The 14,518-nt window shown below is 56.7% G+C and carries 17 protein-coding genes; 11 read left to right on the forward strand and 6 right to left on the reverse strand.

What is annotated here, in order from left to right; genetic code table 11:
- From VMC84_RS08820 to VMC84_RS08830, 3 genes are all read left to right on the forward strand, one after another.
- Nucleotides 1–572, forward strand: a 572-nt coding sequence (locus VMC84_RS08820; protein WP_325379740.1) for a hypothetical protein, incomplete at its 5' end; no start/stop codon positions are given.
- A 62-nt stretch (nucleotides 573–634) separates the two neighbouring features.
- On the forward strand, nucleotides 635–1,153 hold the full coding sequence (locus VMC84_RS08825; RefSeq protein ID WP_325379742.1) for a 50S ribosomal protein L16: 519 nt from the start codon (nucleotides 635–637) through the stop codon (nucleotides 1,151–1,153).
- 176 nt (nucleotides 1,154–1,329) lie between these two features.
- Nucleotides 1,330–1,947 (forward strand): translation initiation factor IF-2 subunit beta, encoded by a 618-nt coding sequence (locus VMC84_RS08830; RefSeq protein ID WP_325379744.1) that lies wholly within the window; start codon nucleotides 1,330–1,332, stop codon nucleotides 1,945–1,947.
- A gap of 11 nt (nucleotides 1,948–1,958) precedes the next feature.
- Here VMC84_RS08830 and VMC84_RS08835 read toward each other — a convergent pair whose 3' ends face one another.
- Complete coding sequence (locus VMC84_RS08835; protein ID WP_325379746.1) at nucleotides 1,959–2,792, reverse strand: TatD family hydrolase; 834 nt, start codon at nucleotides 2,790–2,792, stop codon at nucleotides 1,959–1,961.
- A gap of 117 nt (nucleotides 2,793–2,909) precedes the next feature.
- On the opposite strand from VMC84_RS08835, the gene VMC84_RS08840 reads away from it, so the two are divergent.
- Nucleotides 2,910–4,028 (forward strand): hypothetical protein, encoded by a 1,119-nt coding sequence (locus tag VMC84_RS08840; protein ID WP_325379748.1) that lies wholly within the window; start codon nucleotides 2,910–2,912, stop codon nucleotides 4,026–4,028.
- On the opposite strand, the gene VMC84_RS08845 is transcribed toward VMC84_RS08840, so the two are convergent.
- The 4 genes from VMC84_RS08845 to VMC84_RS08860 all read right to left on the reverse strand — a co-directional run bounded on the left by VMC84_RS08845 (nucleotide 4,006) and on the right by VMC84_RS08860 (nucleotide 6,323).
- Nucleotides 4,006–4,338, reverse strand: a complete 333-nt coding sequence (locus tag VMC84_RS08845; RefSeq protein ID WP_325379750.1) for a hypothetical protein — start codon at nucleotides 4,336–4,338, stop codon at nucleotides 4,006–4,008. The genes VMC84_RS08840 and VMC84_RS08845 overlap by 23 nt on opposite strands.
- A gap of 51 nt (nucleotides 4,339–4,389) precedes the next feature.
- Nucleotides 4,390–4,848: a hydrogenase maturation protease gene (locus VMC84_RS08850; RefSeq protein WP_325379752.1), complete on the reverse strand. Its 459-nt coding sequence runs from the start codon at nucleotides 4,846–4,848 to the stop codon at nucleotides 4,390–4,392.
- Nucleotides 4,845–5,516, reverse strand: coding sequence for a UMP kinase (gene pyrH, locus VMC84_RS08855; RefSeq protein ID WP_325379754.1), 672 nt, complete (start codon nucleotides 5,514–5,516; stop codon nucleotides 4,845–4,847). The genes VMC84_RS08850 and pyrH overlap by 4 nt, the downstream gene beginning before the upstream one ends.
- Before the next feature lie 204 nt (nucleotides 5,517–5,720).
- Nucleotides 5,721–6,323, reverse strand: coding sequence for a hypothetical protein (locus VMC84_RS08860; protein ID WP_325379756.1), 603 nt, complete (start codon nucleotides 6,321–6,323; stop codon nucleotides 5,721–5,723).
- Nucleotides 6,324–6,652: 329 nt separating this feature from the next.
- On the opposite strand from VMC84_RS08860, the gene VMC84_RS08865 reads away from it, so the two are divergent.
- The 6 genes from VMC84_RS08865 (at nucleotide 6,653) to VMC84_RS08890 (ending at nucleotide 12,083) form a co-directional block, all read left to right on the forward strand.
- Nucleotides 6,653–7,438, forward strand: a complete 786-nt coding sequence (locus VMC84_RS08865) for a rhomboid family intramembrane serine protease (RefSeq protein ID WP_325379758.1) — start codon at nucleotides 6,653–6,655, stop codon at nucleotides 7,436–7,438.
- A gap of 934 nt (nucleotides 7,439–8,372) precedes the next feature.
- Nucleotides 8,373–9,335, forward strand: a complete 963-nt coding sequence (locus VMC84_RS08870) for a biotin--[acetyl-CoA-carboxylase] ligase (RefSeq protein WP_325379760.1) — start codon at nucleotides 8,373–8,375, stop codon at nucleotides 9,333–9,335.
- A 34-nt stretch (nucleotides 9,336–9,369) separates the two neighbouring features.
- Nucleotides 9,370–9,924: a biotin transporter BioY gene (locus tag VMC84_RS08875; RefSeq protein WP_325379762.1), complete on the forward strand. Its 555-nt coding sequence runs from the start codon at nucleotides 9,370–9,372 to the stop codon at nucleotides 9,922–9,924.
- Nucleotides 9,921–10,679 (forward strand): energy-coupling factor ABC transporter ATP-binding protein, encoded by a 759-nt coding sequence (locus VMC84_RS08880; protein WP_325379764.1) that lies wholly within the window; start codon nucleotides 9,921–9,923, stop codon nucleotides 10,677–10,679. Before VMC84_RS08875 ends, VMC84_RS08880 begins: the two co-directional genes overlap by 4 nt.
- A complete protein-coding gene (locus VMC84_RS08885) occupies nucleotides 10,679–11,473 on the forward strand; it encodes an ATP-binding cassette domain-containing protein (RefSeq protein WP_325379766.1) in 795 nt (264 codons plus the stop codon). Before VMC84_RS08880 ends, VMC84_RS08885 begins: the two co-directional genes overlap by 1 nt.
- A complete protein-coding gene (locus VMC84_RS08890) occupies nucleotides 11,457–12,083 on the forward strand; it encodes an energy-coupling factor transporter transmembrane component T (RefSeq protein ID WP_325379768.1) in 627 nt (208 codons plus the stop codon). Before VMC84_RS08885 ends, VMC84_RS08890 begins: the two co-directional genes overlap by 17 nt.
- On the opposite strand, the gene VMC84_RS08895 is transcribed toward VMC84_RS08890, so the two are convergent.
- Nucleotides 12,065–14,044: a thioredoxin domain-containing protein gene (locus VMC84_RS08895; RefSeq protein WP_325379770.1), complete on the reverse strand. Its 1,980-nt coding sequence runs from the start codon at nucleotides 14,042–14,044 to the stop codon at nucleotides 12,065–12,067. The genes VMC84_RS08890 and VMC84_RS08895 overlap by 19 nt on opposite strands.
- A gap of 81 nt (nucleotides 14,045–14,125) precedes the next feature.
- On the opposite strand from VMC84_RS08895, the gene VMC84_RS08900 reads away from it, so the two are divergent.
- The gene (locus tag VMC84_RS08900) at nucleotides 14,126–14,272 is read left to right on the forward strand and encodes a hypothetical protein (RefSeq protein ID WP_325379772.1); all 147 of its coding nucleotides are present in this window, start codon (nucleotides 14,126–14,128) and stop codon (nucleotides 14,270–14,272) included.
- Nucleotides 14,273–14,518: the final 246 nt, after the last annotated feature.

The raw sequence follows: 14,518 nt of genomic DNA on the forward strand, positions 1-14,518 counted from the left end.
GGGACCGGGCGGCCCTCAACGCCTACGAGCGCCGGGGCAACGCCGGCACGCTAGACTACGCGGAGGACGAGCTCAGGCTGCTAGCCACACTTAAGGACGTAAAAGCGCAGATAGCGGAGGCGGAGGCAGTGACGAAGGCCATGAGCGAGCAGGCCGAGAGCCTGAGGGAGCTCGAGGCGTCAATCGGCAAGAAGGGCGCTGCGACCCAGAAGCGTATCGAGGAATGGGAGAGCTCGTTCGACACGAAGTACAACGACCTGCTGAAGCGCGTCGAGGATGAGGTGGCCGCGCTGGAGCAGAGAAACAGGGAGCTTATAACCTTCGCCAGGGCGCAGGAGGAGATCTTCAACGCCCGGAGCGCCGAAATAACGAGCAAAGCGGACGCGAGCGAGGCCGGCATAAGGCAGGCCAGCGACAACGCCTACCAGGAGATGAGCGACATCCTCGTCTCCATGAAGAAGGCCCAGAAGGAGTTCGAGACCTCCATCAGCGGAAAGCTGGAAGAGGACAAGCAGACCATCGACCGCATCAAGTACATGCTCTCGACAATGAGCGACATCATCAAGTCGTAAAGTTTATAAGACACAAAGGCGTTTAAGAACTTCGTCTTTTCACTTTAACAGGAGAATTGATCATGGCGAGAAAACCAGGAAGGATGTATAAGAACTTCTCAGGCCCGGCCTACACCAGGAGAGAGTACATGGGCGGTGTGCCAGGCGTTAAGGTCACCCAGTTCGATATGGGCAACCTCACGGACGAGTTGCCAATAGCGGTCACGCTAGTCGTCAACGAGACGTGCCAGATCCGGCACGACGCCCTCGAGGCGGCCCGTATTTCTGCTAACAGGTACCTGATGAGCGACGTGGGCAAGCAGGATTACAGGTTCAAGGTAAGGGTCTACCCCCACCAGGTCCTCAGGGAGAACAAGCAGGCCACCGGCGCCGGCGCAGACCGTGTCTCGGATGGCATGCGCAGGGCTTTCGGCAAGGCCGTCGGCACCGCGGCCCGCGTATACAGCGGCCAGGGCGTCTTTACCATTTACACCAACAAGGCGAACTTCGAGAAGGCAAAAGAAGCGCTGCGCAGGGCCGGCCACAAGCTGCCCACCCCGCACAGGCTGGTCGTCGAGAAGGGCGCTGAGCTGGTAAAGTAAACATAAAAGGGCATTTTGCCCGTCTCTTTTCTATTTCTGTTCTAAACTTAAGCAGCAAATCAGATTGCTATTTTTGAATAAGCGGCAAAGCGGCCGCTTTTCGCCAGCAACAGTACCAAAACCTTATTAAAGATGATGCGGATAGGACTATTAAATCGCGCTATAGAAGTGTAACAATGGATAATTACGATGCTTTATTAAACCGGGCCGTCTCGAAGACGCCCCAGCTTGAACTGAGCGGCGAGCGCTTCCAGGTGCCCCGGCCGAAGGTCTTTGCGGAGGGCCGCACTACCGTCTGGGAGAACTACGAGGAAATCCGGGAGAAGCTTAACCGCGATACCGAGCATTTCGGCAAGTTCATCCTCCGCGAGCTCGGCACGGCCGGCAAGGTCGAGGGTAATCGCATGATTCTTCAGGGCCACTTTACTTCGGACGCCATCAACGCGCTGGTAAACGATTATGTCGCCGAGTACGTCAAGTGCGCCGAATGCGGCAGGCCGGACACCAAGCTCATCAAGTACGACCGCGTCACGACGCTGAAGTGCGACGCCTGCGGCGCCCAGCGGTCCATCCAGAAGCGCCGGTCCCGTACCATAACCGAGAAGCCCGCGGCAGCCATCGAAGAGGGCAAGACCTACGAGCTCAAGATCGAGACCACCGGCAAGAAGGGCGACGGCATCGCCAAGGTCGACAAGTTCACTATCTTCGTGAACGGTGCCCGGCCGGGCGAGATCGTCAAGGCCAAGATCAATAAGGTCGACGGTACCCGCGCCTTCGCAGTGCGCGAGCACTAAACTTTTTTCTTTTACAATTCTATTTTTATCCCATACGACTTTTCCGGGTTGTCCTTATGTATCTTATAAAAGGTCTCTTCGGGCACGCCGTTGCTTATGGCCTCTTTGGTCTTCCGGGGAACGGTCTTCGGCCCTAGCACGGCGCCCGGCCTGTCGGGATCGTCGATATAGTCCGTCTCCATCATGAACCGCGTGCCCTGCGAGAGCGCTTCCTCGAGCGCTCCCCGGGAACAGATGACCGATGGGAAGACGTTCAGGGACTCGCATTCCCGGACCAGCGGCGGAGAGAAGTGCTTTATAACTTTATGGGGCTCCATGCGGGCCTGCTTAGCGATCTCCGAGATGCTCTCCATGGTGCCCGGCTCGCTCTCCGTATGGAGCTGAATGGCGCAGTCCTCGTCAAGGCATAGGCCCATGGCATAGCGCATCAGCGCGTTCGAAGTCTCCCATAGCTCGGGGGAAACGGGATAATGCGGCCGGCCGCTCTTGATGGCCACGGCCCTGCCTTCGGCCACGTATTTCGCGGCGATCTCCAGCCCTTCCTTAACGATGGCATAAGCCCGCTCCCTGCCCAGAGACTCCGCCAGGCCGATGTATTCCGCAGGGTGGACGCCCACGACTGCATAGGCTTTGACGAGCTCGTTCGCCCGCCTTACGGCCTCGACGGTGTCGTCGAATACCGCCCTGAAGTCCTCGCCCTTCGCGATCGTCAGCCCCAGCTCGCCTGCCGGCAGCGAAACGATAAAGACGTGCGTGCCACCGGCGTTCTTGAACTCCCTGATGGCGTCCATGCCCCGGCCGCCTTTCAGGTTAATGTGCATATGGTCGTCTGTGATGGGCAGCATCGCTCGCCCTCCAGCTATCCTTTAGCCCGCGGAGCCCATAAAAATAACCTTCACAAAAAGCTATTTACCATACTTGATTATATTAGAGTCTGGACTATAAAGGGAAGATTGATAATTTTGGCTCAAGCGAACGAGAGCCTGGCCATTAATAAGGGTAAGCTCATCTTTTTCGTCGTCTTCGACACCGGCGGAGAAGTGGACAAGGCCACGCTTTCGAATATTTTCAAAGTGCAGGCCGGGCCCGAGTACAGCAAGCCCATCGAGACGGCGCCCGGGCAGATGACAGGCCTCATCGTGTCGGACAAAAATAAGATCTGCAACGTCATGGCCCAGGCGGACATCTACGCCATGGGCGTCGGCATCGTCCGGGTCGAGTTCGAGGTACCGGAGGGCATGCTCGTCCAGGAGATCATCAACGCCATGCACTCCAACGGCATATTCCTCGACGGCCTTGACCTGAACGCGTACGTCGGCCGGAAGATTGGCGATATCCGGGAACAGCTCAAGGCCTACACGAAGTCCAGGATATATTATAGCCCGACTCGTAAATACAGCATGCTCAGGCTTGACCAGTACACTCCCCCGCTCGACCAGGGCGAGCTCAAGGTCCAGTACGGCGCCGACATCACCCGGTTCCTTTCGGGCGAGTCCACGGCCCGCAGGCTCCATGGCAAGGAGATCGCAGATAAGCTGTCTCACGATATCTCGTATTACGATGAGGACCTGTTCCTGGTCTCATATGAGGCGGCCTTTGTCAAGGGCTGCGACGATTATTTTATCGACCTCCGCCATTACCTGGAGCTGGGCCTGGCGCTGGCGTTCCTGTATCAGATATACGACTGGAAGATGGACGCCGAGATCAGCGAGGCCTTTAAGGCCATCAAGAACTTTCAGACTCAGTCGATGTTCGGGCAGCTCTTCAGCCACTCCACACGCCGACTGGAAAAAGCACTGCTCAAGGTAAGCGAGATCAAGCTGGACATCCTGGATAACCTCGAGGACCTGATGAACCCCCTTAAGGTCACGTCCGACTGGTACTACCAGGGCACCTACGAGCACATCATCCGCCTCATCAAGGTCAGGGAATACGAGAGCATCGTCACGCAGAAAATAGATGCCTTAGAGGATCTCTACTCGACGGCGCAGGAGCTCTCCTACAGCAAGATCGCGCTGATCACCGAGGTCGTCGTCATACTACTGATCGCCTTCGAGGTCATCGCCTTTCTGCCACATTAGACAGGGAGTCGTCGATCTTTTTTATAGCGCTTTTCCCGGCGCCAGACGGGGCGTGATCCTTAAGACATTTTTTAATCGTCTCCAGGTCATCCGCTGTGATCAGGATGGTTTGCCCGGGCTTGAAAATAGAAACGGTACTTTTTATGAGCAGCATGTCGTCCGCCCGGCTCTCCTGGACGACTGCGGCTTCCAGGGAGCCTCCTGCGGCCTCATCCAGCAGGCGGTCCTCGCGGCCCGATTGCGCATCGCAGGCACGCCTGATCGCGTCCAGCTCCTCCGCATTAAATACGACCTTATAGAATTGGGGCATCAATAGTGGATATTTATGGACGGGCTAATAAAACTTATAGAAGAAAAAGGCTTATTTGAGCTCTTTAAGCACCAGGTCGAGGACTTCGGGTATGGCGCCTTCGACCTCGGGCGTGAGATCCTTCGTAAATTCGGCCACTCTCTTGACCTCCACGCCGATTATTACTATGACGTCGGGCATCTTCTGGACGACCCGGCCCACGTTGATCGTGTCGACGAGGTTCAGGTCGTGCAGCGAGAGCATGAACATGTCCGAAGGAGGCAGCTCCTTATCCGTGAACTCGTAGACAGTTCCGGGCGGCTCATTTCCCGTCTGCACGGCGTCTACGATGATCACTTTGTCGGCGTCCTCGATCCAGCTCAGGATGGCCATGCCGCCCACGCCGGCGTCGATGATCTCGACGTTTTCGGGTAATTTCATTTCCTGCAGGCGCTCGATGACGCGTATGCCCACGCCGTCGTCGCCCATGAGCATATTGCCGCAGCCGAGGATCTTGATATTTTTCGTCATTTTATGAGCGTTCCGATCTTTTTGCCTTTCACGGCCACGATGATATTATTCGGGTCGTCCCCGTTGATGACGACCATCGGGATGTGCGACCGCTTCACGATCTGGGCGCCCAGCATGTCGAAGATGTTGTTCGCGCCTGCGGTCATCTCCATTTTTGCGACGAGCTCGAGCAACTGCTGGGGCGTCATGTGCTCGATCTTCTTCGCATTCTTGTCCACCTTCGGGTCGGCCGTATAGACGCCGTCCACGGAAGTCGTCCTGATCAAAAGGTCCGCATGGACATATTCCGCGAGGATGGCCGCAACGGCATCGGTCGTCTGGCCGGGCTGCACGCCTCCCATGATGACGATCTTGCCGGAATACATGGCAAGGTTGGCCTCCTGGTAATCCCTGGGAGGCTCGGGATAAGCGGCGTCGTTCATGGCCGAAATGAGCAGGCGGGCGTTAAGCCTCGACACGCCGATGCCGATGAGGTCCCTCATGGCGTTGCTCGCCTTCAATTCCTTCGTGACGTTGATGTATTCCCTCGCGGGCGTGCCGCCCCCGACGACCACCAGAACAGTATGTTCCTTTGCCAGCGACCGGATGACCTTCGCGTAATCGCTGAAACGCTTCGCCTCCAGGCTCGGGGCAATGGCTGAGCCACCGACTTTGATGACGATCCTCATGATATCCCGAGCCTTAAATGAACCATTCAGTACTAAAACATTTCGATGAGCAGGAAAAACGGATGCGTGAGGTTTTTAGCGGCTTCCCGCTGCGGGAAGCCGCATTTCCCAACCTTTGGTCAAATAGGGGTTGGTAACGGGCTCTCTTAATTCGGAGGTGAAATACCCGCCACCATACCGGATGTTGTTACACGGCTCCGGATCTCAATATCCGCCCATGCCCATGCCGCCATAGCCGCCCATTCCGGCGCCATAGCCTTCCATGCCCATGCCGCCAAGGCCTTTGCCCATGCCGCCGATGTTAGAGCCAATCCCCTTCCCGAGGCCCATGTTCGAGCCCTTGGACAGGCCGCCCATCGGGGCGTTCGCGGCCACCGGCGCGCCCGCTTCGCAGCCAAGAGGCACGGTATAGACCTGCGGTATCAGCGAGGTAACAGGCATCGAGCTCTGGACCGGCACCGTTACCGGAACGGTCATGCTGCTCATTTCGGGCCTGACAAAGGGCACGGGCACTGTCTCCGGCACCACGACGACGCGCGGTACGACGCAGGTCGTTACATCCTGGACCGGCACGGTTACGGGAACCGTCTGCGGGACGCAGGTGGTGGTCATGACCGGCACCTGGGTGGTGACCGGGACGTTGCACGATATGGTCGCTATGCAGTCCTGGGGCGCGCCATAGGCGACGGGGCCTCCACAGGCCGCCGGGCCGATGCCGCAGCCGAACTGGGCGGCCGCTGCCGGCGCGATGAGCGCCATAGTAAGCAGTACGATGACTGCCGATAATATCCTGTATGCCATTTTCATAACTACACTTCCTTTCATAGAACAATCCCGCCGGATTATTATAATAATTACCATATGAAAAAATGCTCTGAGGGCTTTTTTATGATATAAAATAGTAAAATGGCCTTGAAATCGTTAAAGGGGCATTTATTTTATGGTATGCGACAATTTGCTTTTGTTACAGCCCTTTAAGCTTTAGATAAGCCCGAATAAGCGGGTAATTATCCATGGGCCGCCCATACATTAAAAGTTAAATGCCGCCGGCGCTGAATGCATCAGGCGGATGCCTCGATGACCTTTTTTATGGCCGACTAACCTTTTTATACATACGCGCCACAAGTATGTTCTGGATGCCAGATAACCGATGTGACATATGCGGCGCTTACGAATTACTGCCGTTCAAGTGTAAATATTGCGGTGGCACTTTCTGCGGGGCCCACCGCCTGCCCGAAAGCCATAATTGTTCAGGGCTACAGATGCTCCGGGAACGCCGCCCCATAGAATCAAAGGCTCCCGTGCGGCGTAAGAGCGTGCTTAAAGCCTCCGTTTTTTCTCTTCCCTATTCGGGCTTTTATGCGTACGCCATCATCGCCATAACGGTCATCGTTTACGTTTTACAGCTTCTCTTTCCGAAGCTGACGGACGTATTTATCCTGAGCGCATCGACCCTGCTGTCTCATCCCTGGAGCGTGGTCACGAGCATATTCCTGCACGCCAGCCTCATGCACCTGTTCTTCAACATGCTCGCGCTTTTCTTCTTCGGCCCGCTGCTTGAGCGCCGCATCGGCAGCGGCCGATTCCTGGGAATCTACTTCGGCACCGGCATCGTCGCCGGCCTGGCCCAGGTCTTAGTGTTCCCGGGCTCCGCCGTCCTTGGCGCGAGCGGCGCCATCTTCGGCGTGCTCGGCGTCCTGACCGTCCTCATGCCCGACCTCAAGGTCATCCTGTACTTCGTGCCCCTCAAGATGGTCTACGTCACCATCCTGTTCGCCGTCCTCGACCTGTACCCCGTGCTCACGGGCACGTCAGACGGAGTGGCGCACATCGCCCACCTGACGGGGCTGGCCTTCGGGCTCGCCGCGGGCTTCTATTACCGGGAGAAAAGCAAGGTCCGAAACGCCCGCTGGCAGATTTAACCCCTCGAAGCATAATAAGAATGCTCAAAGAGTTTTCAGCCACGAAGCGACTCTAAGCGGGCCTGAAGCAGCACGAAGATATTAATATATAATTTAAAATCATTAGTGCCGCCTGGTATAACCTTGGTGTAATTGGTGACTAATAAAAAAATTCCGTGAGGCCTGTTGTAACCTTGGTGCCACTTATAAGCATATGGTTTCAACCACACCAAGCTTACACCAGGTTGCACCAATATTATTTTATATCACCAAGCGTCACGGAGTTTAGACCAGGCGGCACCAACTTATTTTAAAATATTTGCTGTGTTGAATTTCTCCCGTATTTTAAGTTTTTTAAGGGCACTGAGGGCACTATTTTCACCACAAAGGCACGAAGAGCACGGAGGCCCACAAAGTTTTCTTTTTAGATTAAGTTACAAAGAACACAAAGCCGGTTCATTGGCGATCAGGGCACGAAGGATACAAGGGCACAGTGGAATGAACAAGGGCACTTTTTACCCCTATGCCTTCATATCCTGTATCTTATAAGTTCAAAAAGCGGCTCTGTGCCCTTTGTCTCTTAATTATAAAAAAGACTTTGTGGGCCTCCGTGCTCTTCGTGCCTTTGTGGTGAAAAATAGTGCCTCCGTACACTCCGAGACTTAAAAGGGCATATACAACAAAGCATAAAAATTGAAAAAGATAATCGGAAGCTATCGATAAATTTGGCTATTACGCAAATGATAAAAATATGACTACTTGCTATACAATGACCTATCAATATTCAACGCAGAACGCAGCAAAAATATTTAATAATGTCTTCGTGTCGCTTCAGGCCCGCTTAGAGTCGCTTCGTGGCTGAAAACGCTTAGAGCACGCTTATGATGCTTCGGGTGGCTTAGGCGCTGATTATAAACGCTATATTTATCAAATATCGAGGCTACTGTTTTATGGGATGACCAAGGAAGAGATACTGAACATCTTGCGCGAGGCCGGCGATTACGTTTCCGGCGAGGCCCTGGCGGAGAAGCTGGGCATATCCCGCGCCGCCGTCTGGAAGCACATCCACACGCTCATCAAAGAGGGCTATGGCGTGGACATCGCCCAGGGTAAAGGGTACAAGCTCATTAGTTTGCCCGATAAGCTCTATCCCTCCGAAGTCCGCTACGGCCTGCAGACGAAGCTGCTGGGCCGGAAAGTCATCCACCTGAACTCGACGGGCTCGACCAACGTCGTGGCCAGGCAGGTGGCGGAGCGGGGCGTCGAGGAGGGCACGGTGGTCATCGCCGAAACCCAGTCCCGGGGCAAGGGAAGGCTCGGCCGCAAGTGGATCACGAAGCCAGGGGGCCTGTGGATGTCGGTTATCCTGAAGCCTGCCATCGACCCCATGCACGCCCCGAGCATCACGCTCCTGGCCGCCGTGTCGGTCACGAAGGCGCTGCGGGGCGCCGGCCTGGAGGCCGTCATCAAGTGGCCCAACGACGTTCTCGTCAACGGTAAGAAGATCTGCGGCATCCTCACGGAGATGAGCGCGGAGACCGACATCGTCAATTTTATCATCCTGGGAATAGGCGTGAACGTGAACAACGACGTCCCGCTGGAGACGGCCACGACCATGAAGGCCGAGCTGGGCCGGGAAATAGACCGGGTAAAGTTCACGCAGTCGCTCCTGGAGACGCTGGAAGAGGACTATCTGGCCTTCAAGGACAAGGGCTTCACTCCCATCTTATGGAGCTGGAGGCGCTATTCGGACACGCTCGGCCGCCCGGTCGAGGTCACCTACCAGGACGAGGTGATCACCGGCCTGGCACAGGACGTGGACGAGGACGGCTCGCTGCTCGTGAAGACTGGCGACGGCTCGATCCGGAAGATCGTCTCGGGCGACTGTAAGCACCTGCGGGGCGCAAGAAAGATATAAATAGTTGTAAACCATGTGATTTTTCAGGTTTACAATGCCTTCGGGGTTAGCGAAAGATTCTCAACGCGTGAAAAAGCTCGTATATGCGGCGCTCTTTGCGGCGCTGACGGCCGTATCGGCATGGGTCGCCATACCGCTGCCCTATGTGCCCATCACGCTCCAGACTTTTTTCGTGATACTGTCCGGGGGCACACTGGGCGCATACTTCGGCGGGCTGTCGATGGCCGTATACCTGCTTCTCGGCTTTATGGGCCTGCCAGTCTTCGCGCGCGGTCAGTCTGGGCTGGGGACGCTTGCCGGTCCCACAGGAGGATATCTCGTCGGCTTCGTGCTCTGCGCCGTCGTCACCGGCCTCATCGTTAAGACCCGTAAAAAGCCCGGCCTTTTATGGTACATGATGGCGATGGCCGCCGGGACGCTCGTAATATATGCCTGCGGCCTGGCGCAGCTATGCCTCATACTGCACATGCCCGCCAAAACGGCGTTTGTGGCCGGCATGCTTGCCTTTATACCGGGAGACCTGATTAAGATCGCCGTCGCTGCATTCGTGGCCACAAAGCTGAACTTCGACAGTGAGGCCACATTTTGATCTCCTTACGGGATGTATCCTTTTCCTACGGTGCCTGCAAGGCGCTGGACCATATTTCCTTTACGATAGAGCGGGGCGAGCATTTGGCCATTATCGGCCCTAACGCCTCCGGCAAGACTACCCTTGCCATGATCATGAACTCCCTGCTTACGCCGGCCGAGGGCAATTGTCTCGTGGACGGCGTCAACACGAAGAACGACCCGATGTTTGCCCGTAAGACAGTCGGCATGGTCTTTCAGGACCCCGAAAGCCAGACAGTCGCACGCCATGTCTGGGATGACGTCGCCTTCGGCCCGCAGAACCTGGGATTGCCCGACGAGGAGATCAAAAGAAGAGTGAGCGAGTCTCTCGCGCGAGTCGGACTCGATGGGCGGGCGGGGATCGGGGTCTCATGCTTGTCCGGGGGCCAGAAGCAGCTGCTGGCCATCGCGGGCGTACTTGCGATGAGGCCGTCCTACACCATACTCGACGAGCCCACGGCGCTCCTCGACGGCCCTGGCTGCCGGATGGTCCGCGATGCAGTCCGGGGCCTGAAGAAAAGCGGCATCGGCGTTATCATCATCACGCACGACATGGAGGAAGCGCTCCTGGCAGGCAGGATCGTCGCGCTACACGAGGGGCGGCTCGTGGCCGATATGCCTCCTGCCAGGCTTTTTTCCGACGAGGGGCTGATGGCCCGGATTGGCATCAGACCTCCATATACCTATCAGCTTGCAAAATATACGGGAGCAATCCCCGTGGAGGCGGCCCGGTAATGCCTATAGTCGCCCGGGGCGTGAGCCACTTATATCGCCGGGGCGAGCAGTGCGAGGCCCGTGCCCTCGACGGCATCGACCTCACGATAGGCGATGCTGAATTTATCCTCGTGGGCGGCTCCGGCGGCTCCGGCAAGTCTACTCTGTTGAAATGTCTTTCAGGCTTAATGCGCCCCACACAAGGCAGGATCACGATAGATGGCAGCGCCGCCCTTTCAATACAGTTCCCTGAAAGAGCGCTGTTCGCCGATACGGTCCTCGATGACATCGCATTCGGCCCTGTGAACGCAGGATTTAAAAAGGGCGAGGCGCTGGAAAAGGCATATAAAGCGGCAGAAGTCGCGGGATTAGATCCGGGCCTGCTCGGCCGCAGGCCCCGGGCGTTGAGCCATGGCCAGCGCAGGCTCGCCGCCCTGGCCGGAGTGTTCGCCATGAAGCCCCGGTATTTATTCCTGGACGAGCCCACGGCGGGCCTGGACCCGGCCACGAAGGAGCGCATCGTCGATGCGCTCGTCAGCCTCAACAGGCACGGCACCGCCATCACCGCCGCATCCCACGACTTAGCACATTTCATGCCTGCCTGCAACCGCATGCTCGTGATGAGCCAGGGAAAGGTTATCTTCGACGATAAGCCGGAGAAGCTGGTTACACTGGAAGATACTGTGGGGCTTGCGTTGCCTGAGTCGCTCATAGTGGCGAGGACGCTGAGAAAAATGGGGGCCGATGTGCCATGGGACATAACGCCGGAGGCGGCCGCGGCCTGCTTCAGGAGGATAAATGAAGGCCAGTGTTAAGATACTGGCGCTGGCCATGATGAGCGTGCTCATCATTGGTCTCCCCATTCCATGGCTTTATATCCCGGTCGTTGCTGTCGCCCTCTTCATCCTCATTCTAAAAGCCAGCCTGGTGCGGTTGCTCAGGATGCTGCTGCCCGCTCTGCCTTTCATCGTCGCCATCTCGGCACTACAGGCACTGCTTCAGGGAGGGGGCGATATCCTGGCCAGATGGTGGATATTGAACATTACCGTCGATGGAATCAACCTGGCCGCGCTGTCGGCCCTTCGGATGCTGCCGCTGTACCTGGCGGGCTCAGCCGTAACTATAACGACGGGCGAGGCAGAGCTTACAAAGACGATCGAGCGCGCTTTTTGCCCTCTGGACCGGCTCGCCGGCTCCAGTGTAGGCCGGGATATCGCCACGATGACGATGCTCGCCCTCGCGTTCATCCCCATGGTCAGCGAAGAATATGCGTCCATCAGGCTGGCACAAGAAGCCCGTGGCGTCCGCCACGGCACGGCCCGGGGCATGGCCGCTGTCATAGTTCCCCTGGTATCCTCGCTGTCCCGGCGTGCCGACGACGTCGCCCTGGCCATGGAAGCCCGGTGCTATGGCCTCGATAAATAAGCCTTGACCTTTTTAATGTCGCTCATTGGAGCCTCGCATGCTCCTTCACTGCAAAAGTATACAGTGGGCTTTCCGTCGAGCATCGCCTTGCCCTCGAAGGCAGGCAGCCTCCGGCCCTGTCCATGGTCGAGAAGGACGACCGCTTTATCGACACGACTATTGATCAGACGAACGAGGCCTTCGCCTTCCGCGCGACCGGCGACCACTACTGCCTCAAGGGGCCTATTCAGGTAATAGTCGAGCGCCGAGAAGTACGTGCCGCAGCCCATCGGGTGCATGGCTGCTTCGGCTGTAAATATTTCAAGCAGTTCTTTCGCCCGGCCGAGGTATCCCAGATCACCTGTATAATAATGAAGCTTCATCAGGCTCAGCGCCATCTGGGGGTTAGAGGCGGGCACCGAGAAATCGACGATTGGCTTGTCCATGTTGAGCGGTGTGCGGTCTTTTTCCTGTACGTAGAAGTATCCGCCGTTCTCGCGGTCCTGGAATTTTTCGTCACAGGCCGCCAGAAGCTGAACGGCCGATTCCAGGTATCGGGGCTGCTGTGTCGTGCGGAAAAGCTCGATGAGCGCCTCGATGGTGCACGCATAATCGTCCAGGAACCCGTCCACAGACGGGCGGTCCGTGTAGATGCGGAATAGCGTGCCATCCACGTACATGGAATCCATTAAAAATCCGGCGGTTTTCGTGGCATGATCCAGGCAGCGGATGTCTCCGAGAACATTATATGCCATTGCCAGCGATGTGGCCATGAGCGCCGTCCAGCCCGCGTGGACAGCCGTATCGATGAACGGCAGCTGGCGCTTTTGCCGGGCTTCCAGCAGCTTCTGCTTTTCCACGGCGAAGCGGGACTTGTCGTGTTCACCGGGAGTATAAAGTACATTCTTGCCATGCGCCTCAAAATTACCGCCCGGCTCGACGTGGTAAGCGCGGATGAACGCGTCCGCGCTATCGCCTAATATCGAGCGGATATCCGCCTCAGTCCAGGTGAAATACGCCCCTTCTTCACCCTGCAGGTCCGCATCGATGGAAGACACGAACCCGGCCGGCTCCCGGGCAAGGCAGCGGAACACAAAGGCGTTCGTCTCATTCGCCACCTGCCTGAAATATTCGGCTCCCGATAGCCGGTAAGCATTTAAGTATACCCTCAATAGCAGCGCATTATCGTTCAGCATCTTCTCGAAGTGCGGCACCTTCCAGGCCGGATCGACCGCATAGCGATGGAAGCCGCCGCCGACCTGGTCATAGAAGCCGCCGGCTGCCATGCCGCGCAGCGTCTTATCCACGGCGTGCCAGACGCTGCCGTCATGGACATCCTCGTAACGCTGCATCAGGAACAGCAGGATCTCCGAGTAGGGGAACTTCATGCTTCGCCCAAAGCCGCCGTTCGCCGTATCGAAGCTCGAGAGGATATCGCCCGTCACGGAACCAGGCATTTCCTCGTCGATGGCCTCTTTTTTCGGAGGGGCTTTCGCCATGAGCTCTTTTAGCTGATATACCGTATGGCTGATGGCCCCGGGATTATTCTTATAAGCCTTGCTCACGGCCTGCATGACTTCCATGAACGAGGGCATGCCGTGCATCGATATCTTAGGGAAATACGTTCCTCCGTAGAACGGCTCTTTTTCCGGCGTTAAAAATACTGTGAGGGGCCACCCGCCCTGCCCGGTGAGCATCCCGACCGCCTCTTGGTAAGCCTTATCCAGGTCGGGGCGCTCGTCCCGGTCCACCTTGACCGGCACGAAGAGCTCGTTGACCATATGGGCGGTCTCGGAGTCCTCCCAGCTTTCGTGCGCCATGACGTGGCACCAGTGGCACCAGACCGCCCCTATGGAAAGCAATACCGGCTTGTTCTCCTTTTTTGCCTTCTCGAACGCCTCGTCGCCCCACGGGTACCAGTCGACCGGTTGTGCGGCCGCATTTTTCAGGTAACTGCTGCTCTCTCCCGCCAGCCTGTTCATACATGAAAATGGGCCTGGATGACGAAATAATCACCGGAAGCGAGGGGCCGTCATAAATACGGGTGAGGTAAAGGTTTTAGCATGATAGAAAAGGACCCCGTCTGCGGCCGGGACGTGCCGACCGATAAGGCCATCGTCGTTTTCAAACTGGGGGACGGAAAGCGCTACAGGTATTTTTGCAGCGAGAAGTGTGCCCGTACCTTCCAGAAATCCCACCTTGGCCTATAATCCGGCGGCCTATAGGCTGGCATAGTAGTTACTTTCTTTTTCGAATTGCTGTGTTGAATATATCTTTTTAAGGCTCGGAGGGTACGAAGGCACTATTTTCACCACAATGGCACGATGGGCACAATGGCCCACAAAGAATTTTTTATATCGGCACAAAGGACACAATGACCCGCTTTTTGTGCTTAAGCACACAATGGTTACAAAGGCACGCAGGCAAAAAGCGCTTTCATGTTCATCCCCGGTGCC

The organism is Methanocella sp. (assembly GCF_035506375.1).
GTDB lineage: Archaea > Halobacteriota > Methanocellia > Methanocellales > Methanocellaceae > Methanocella.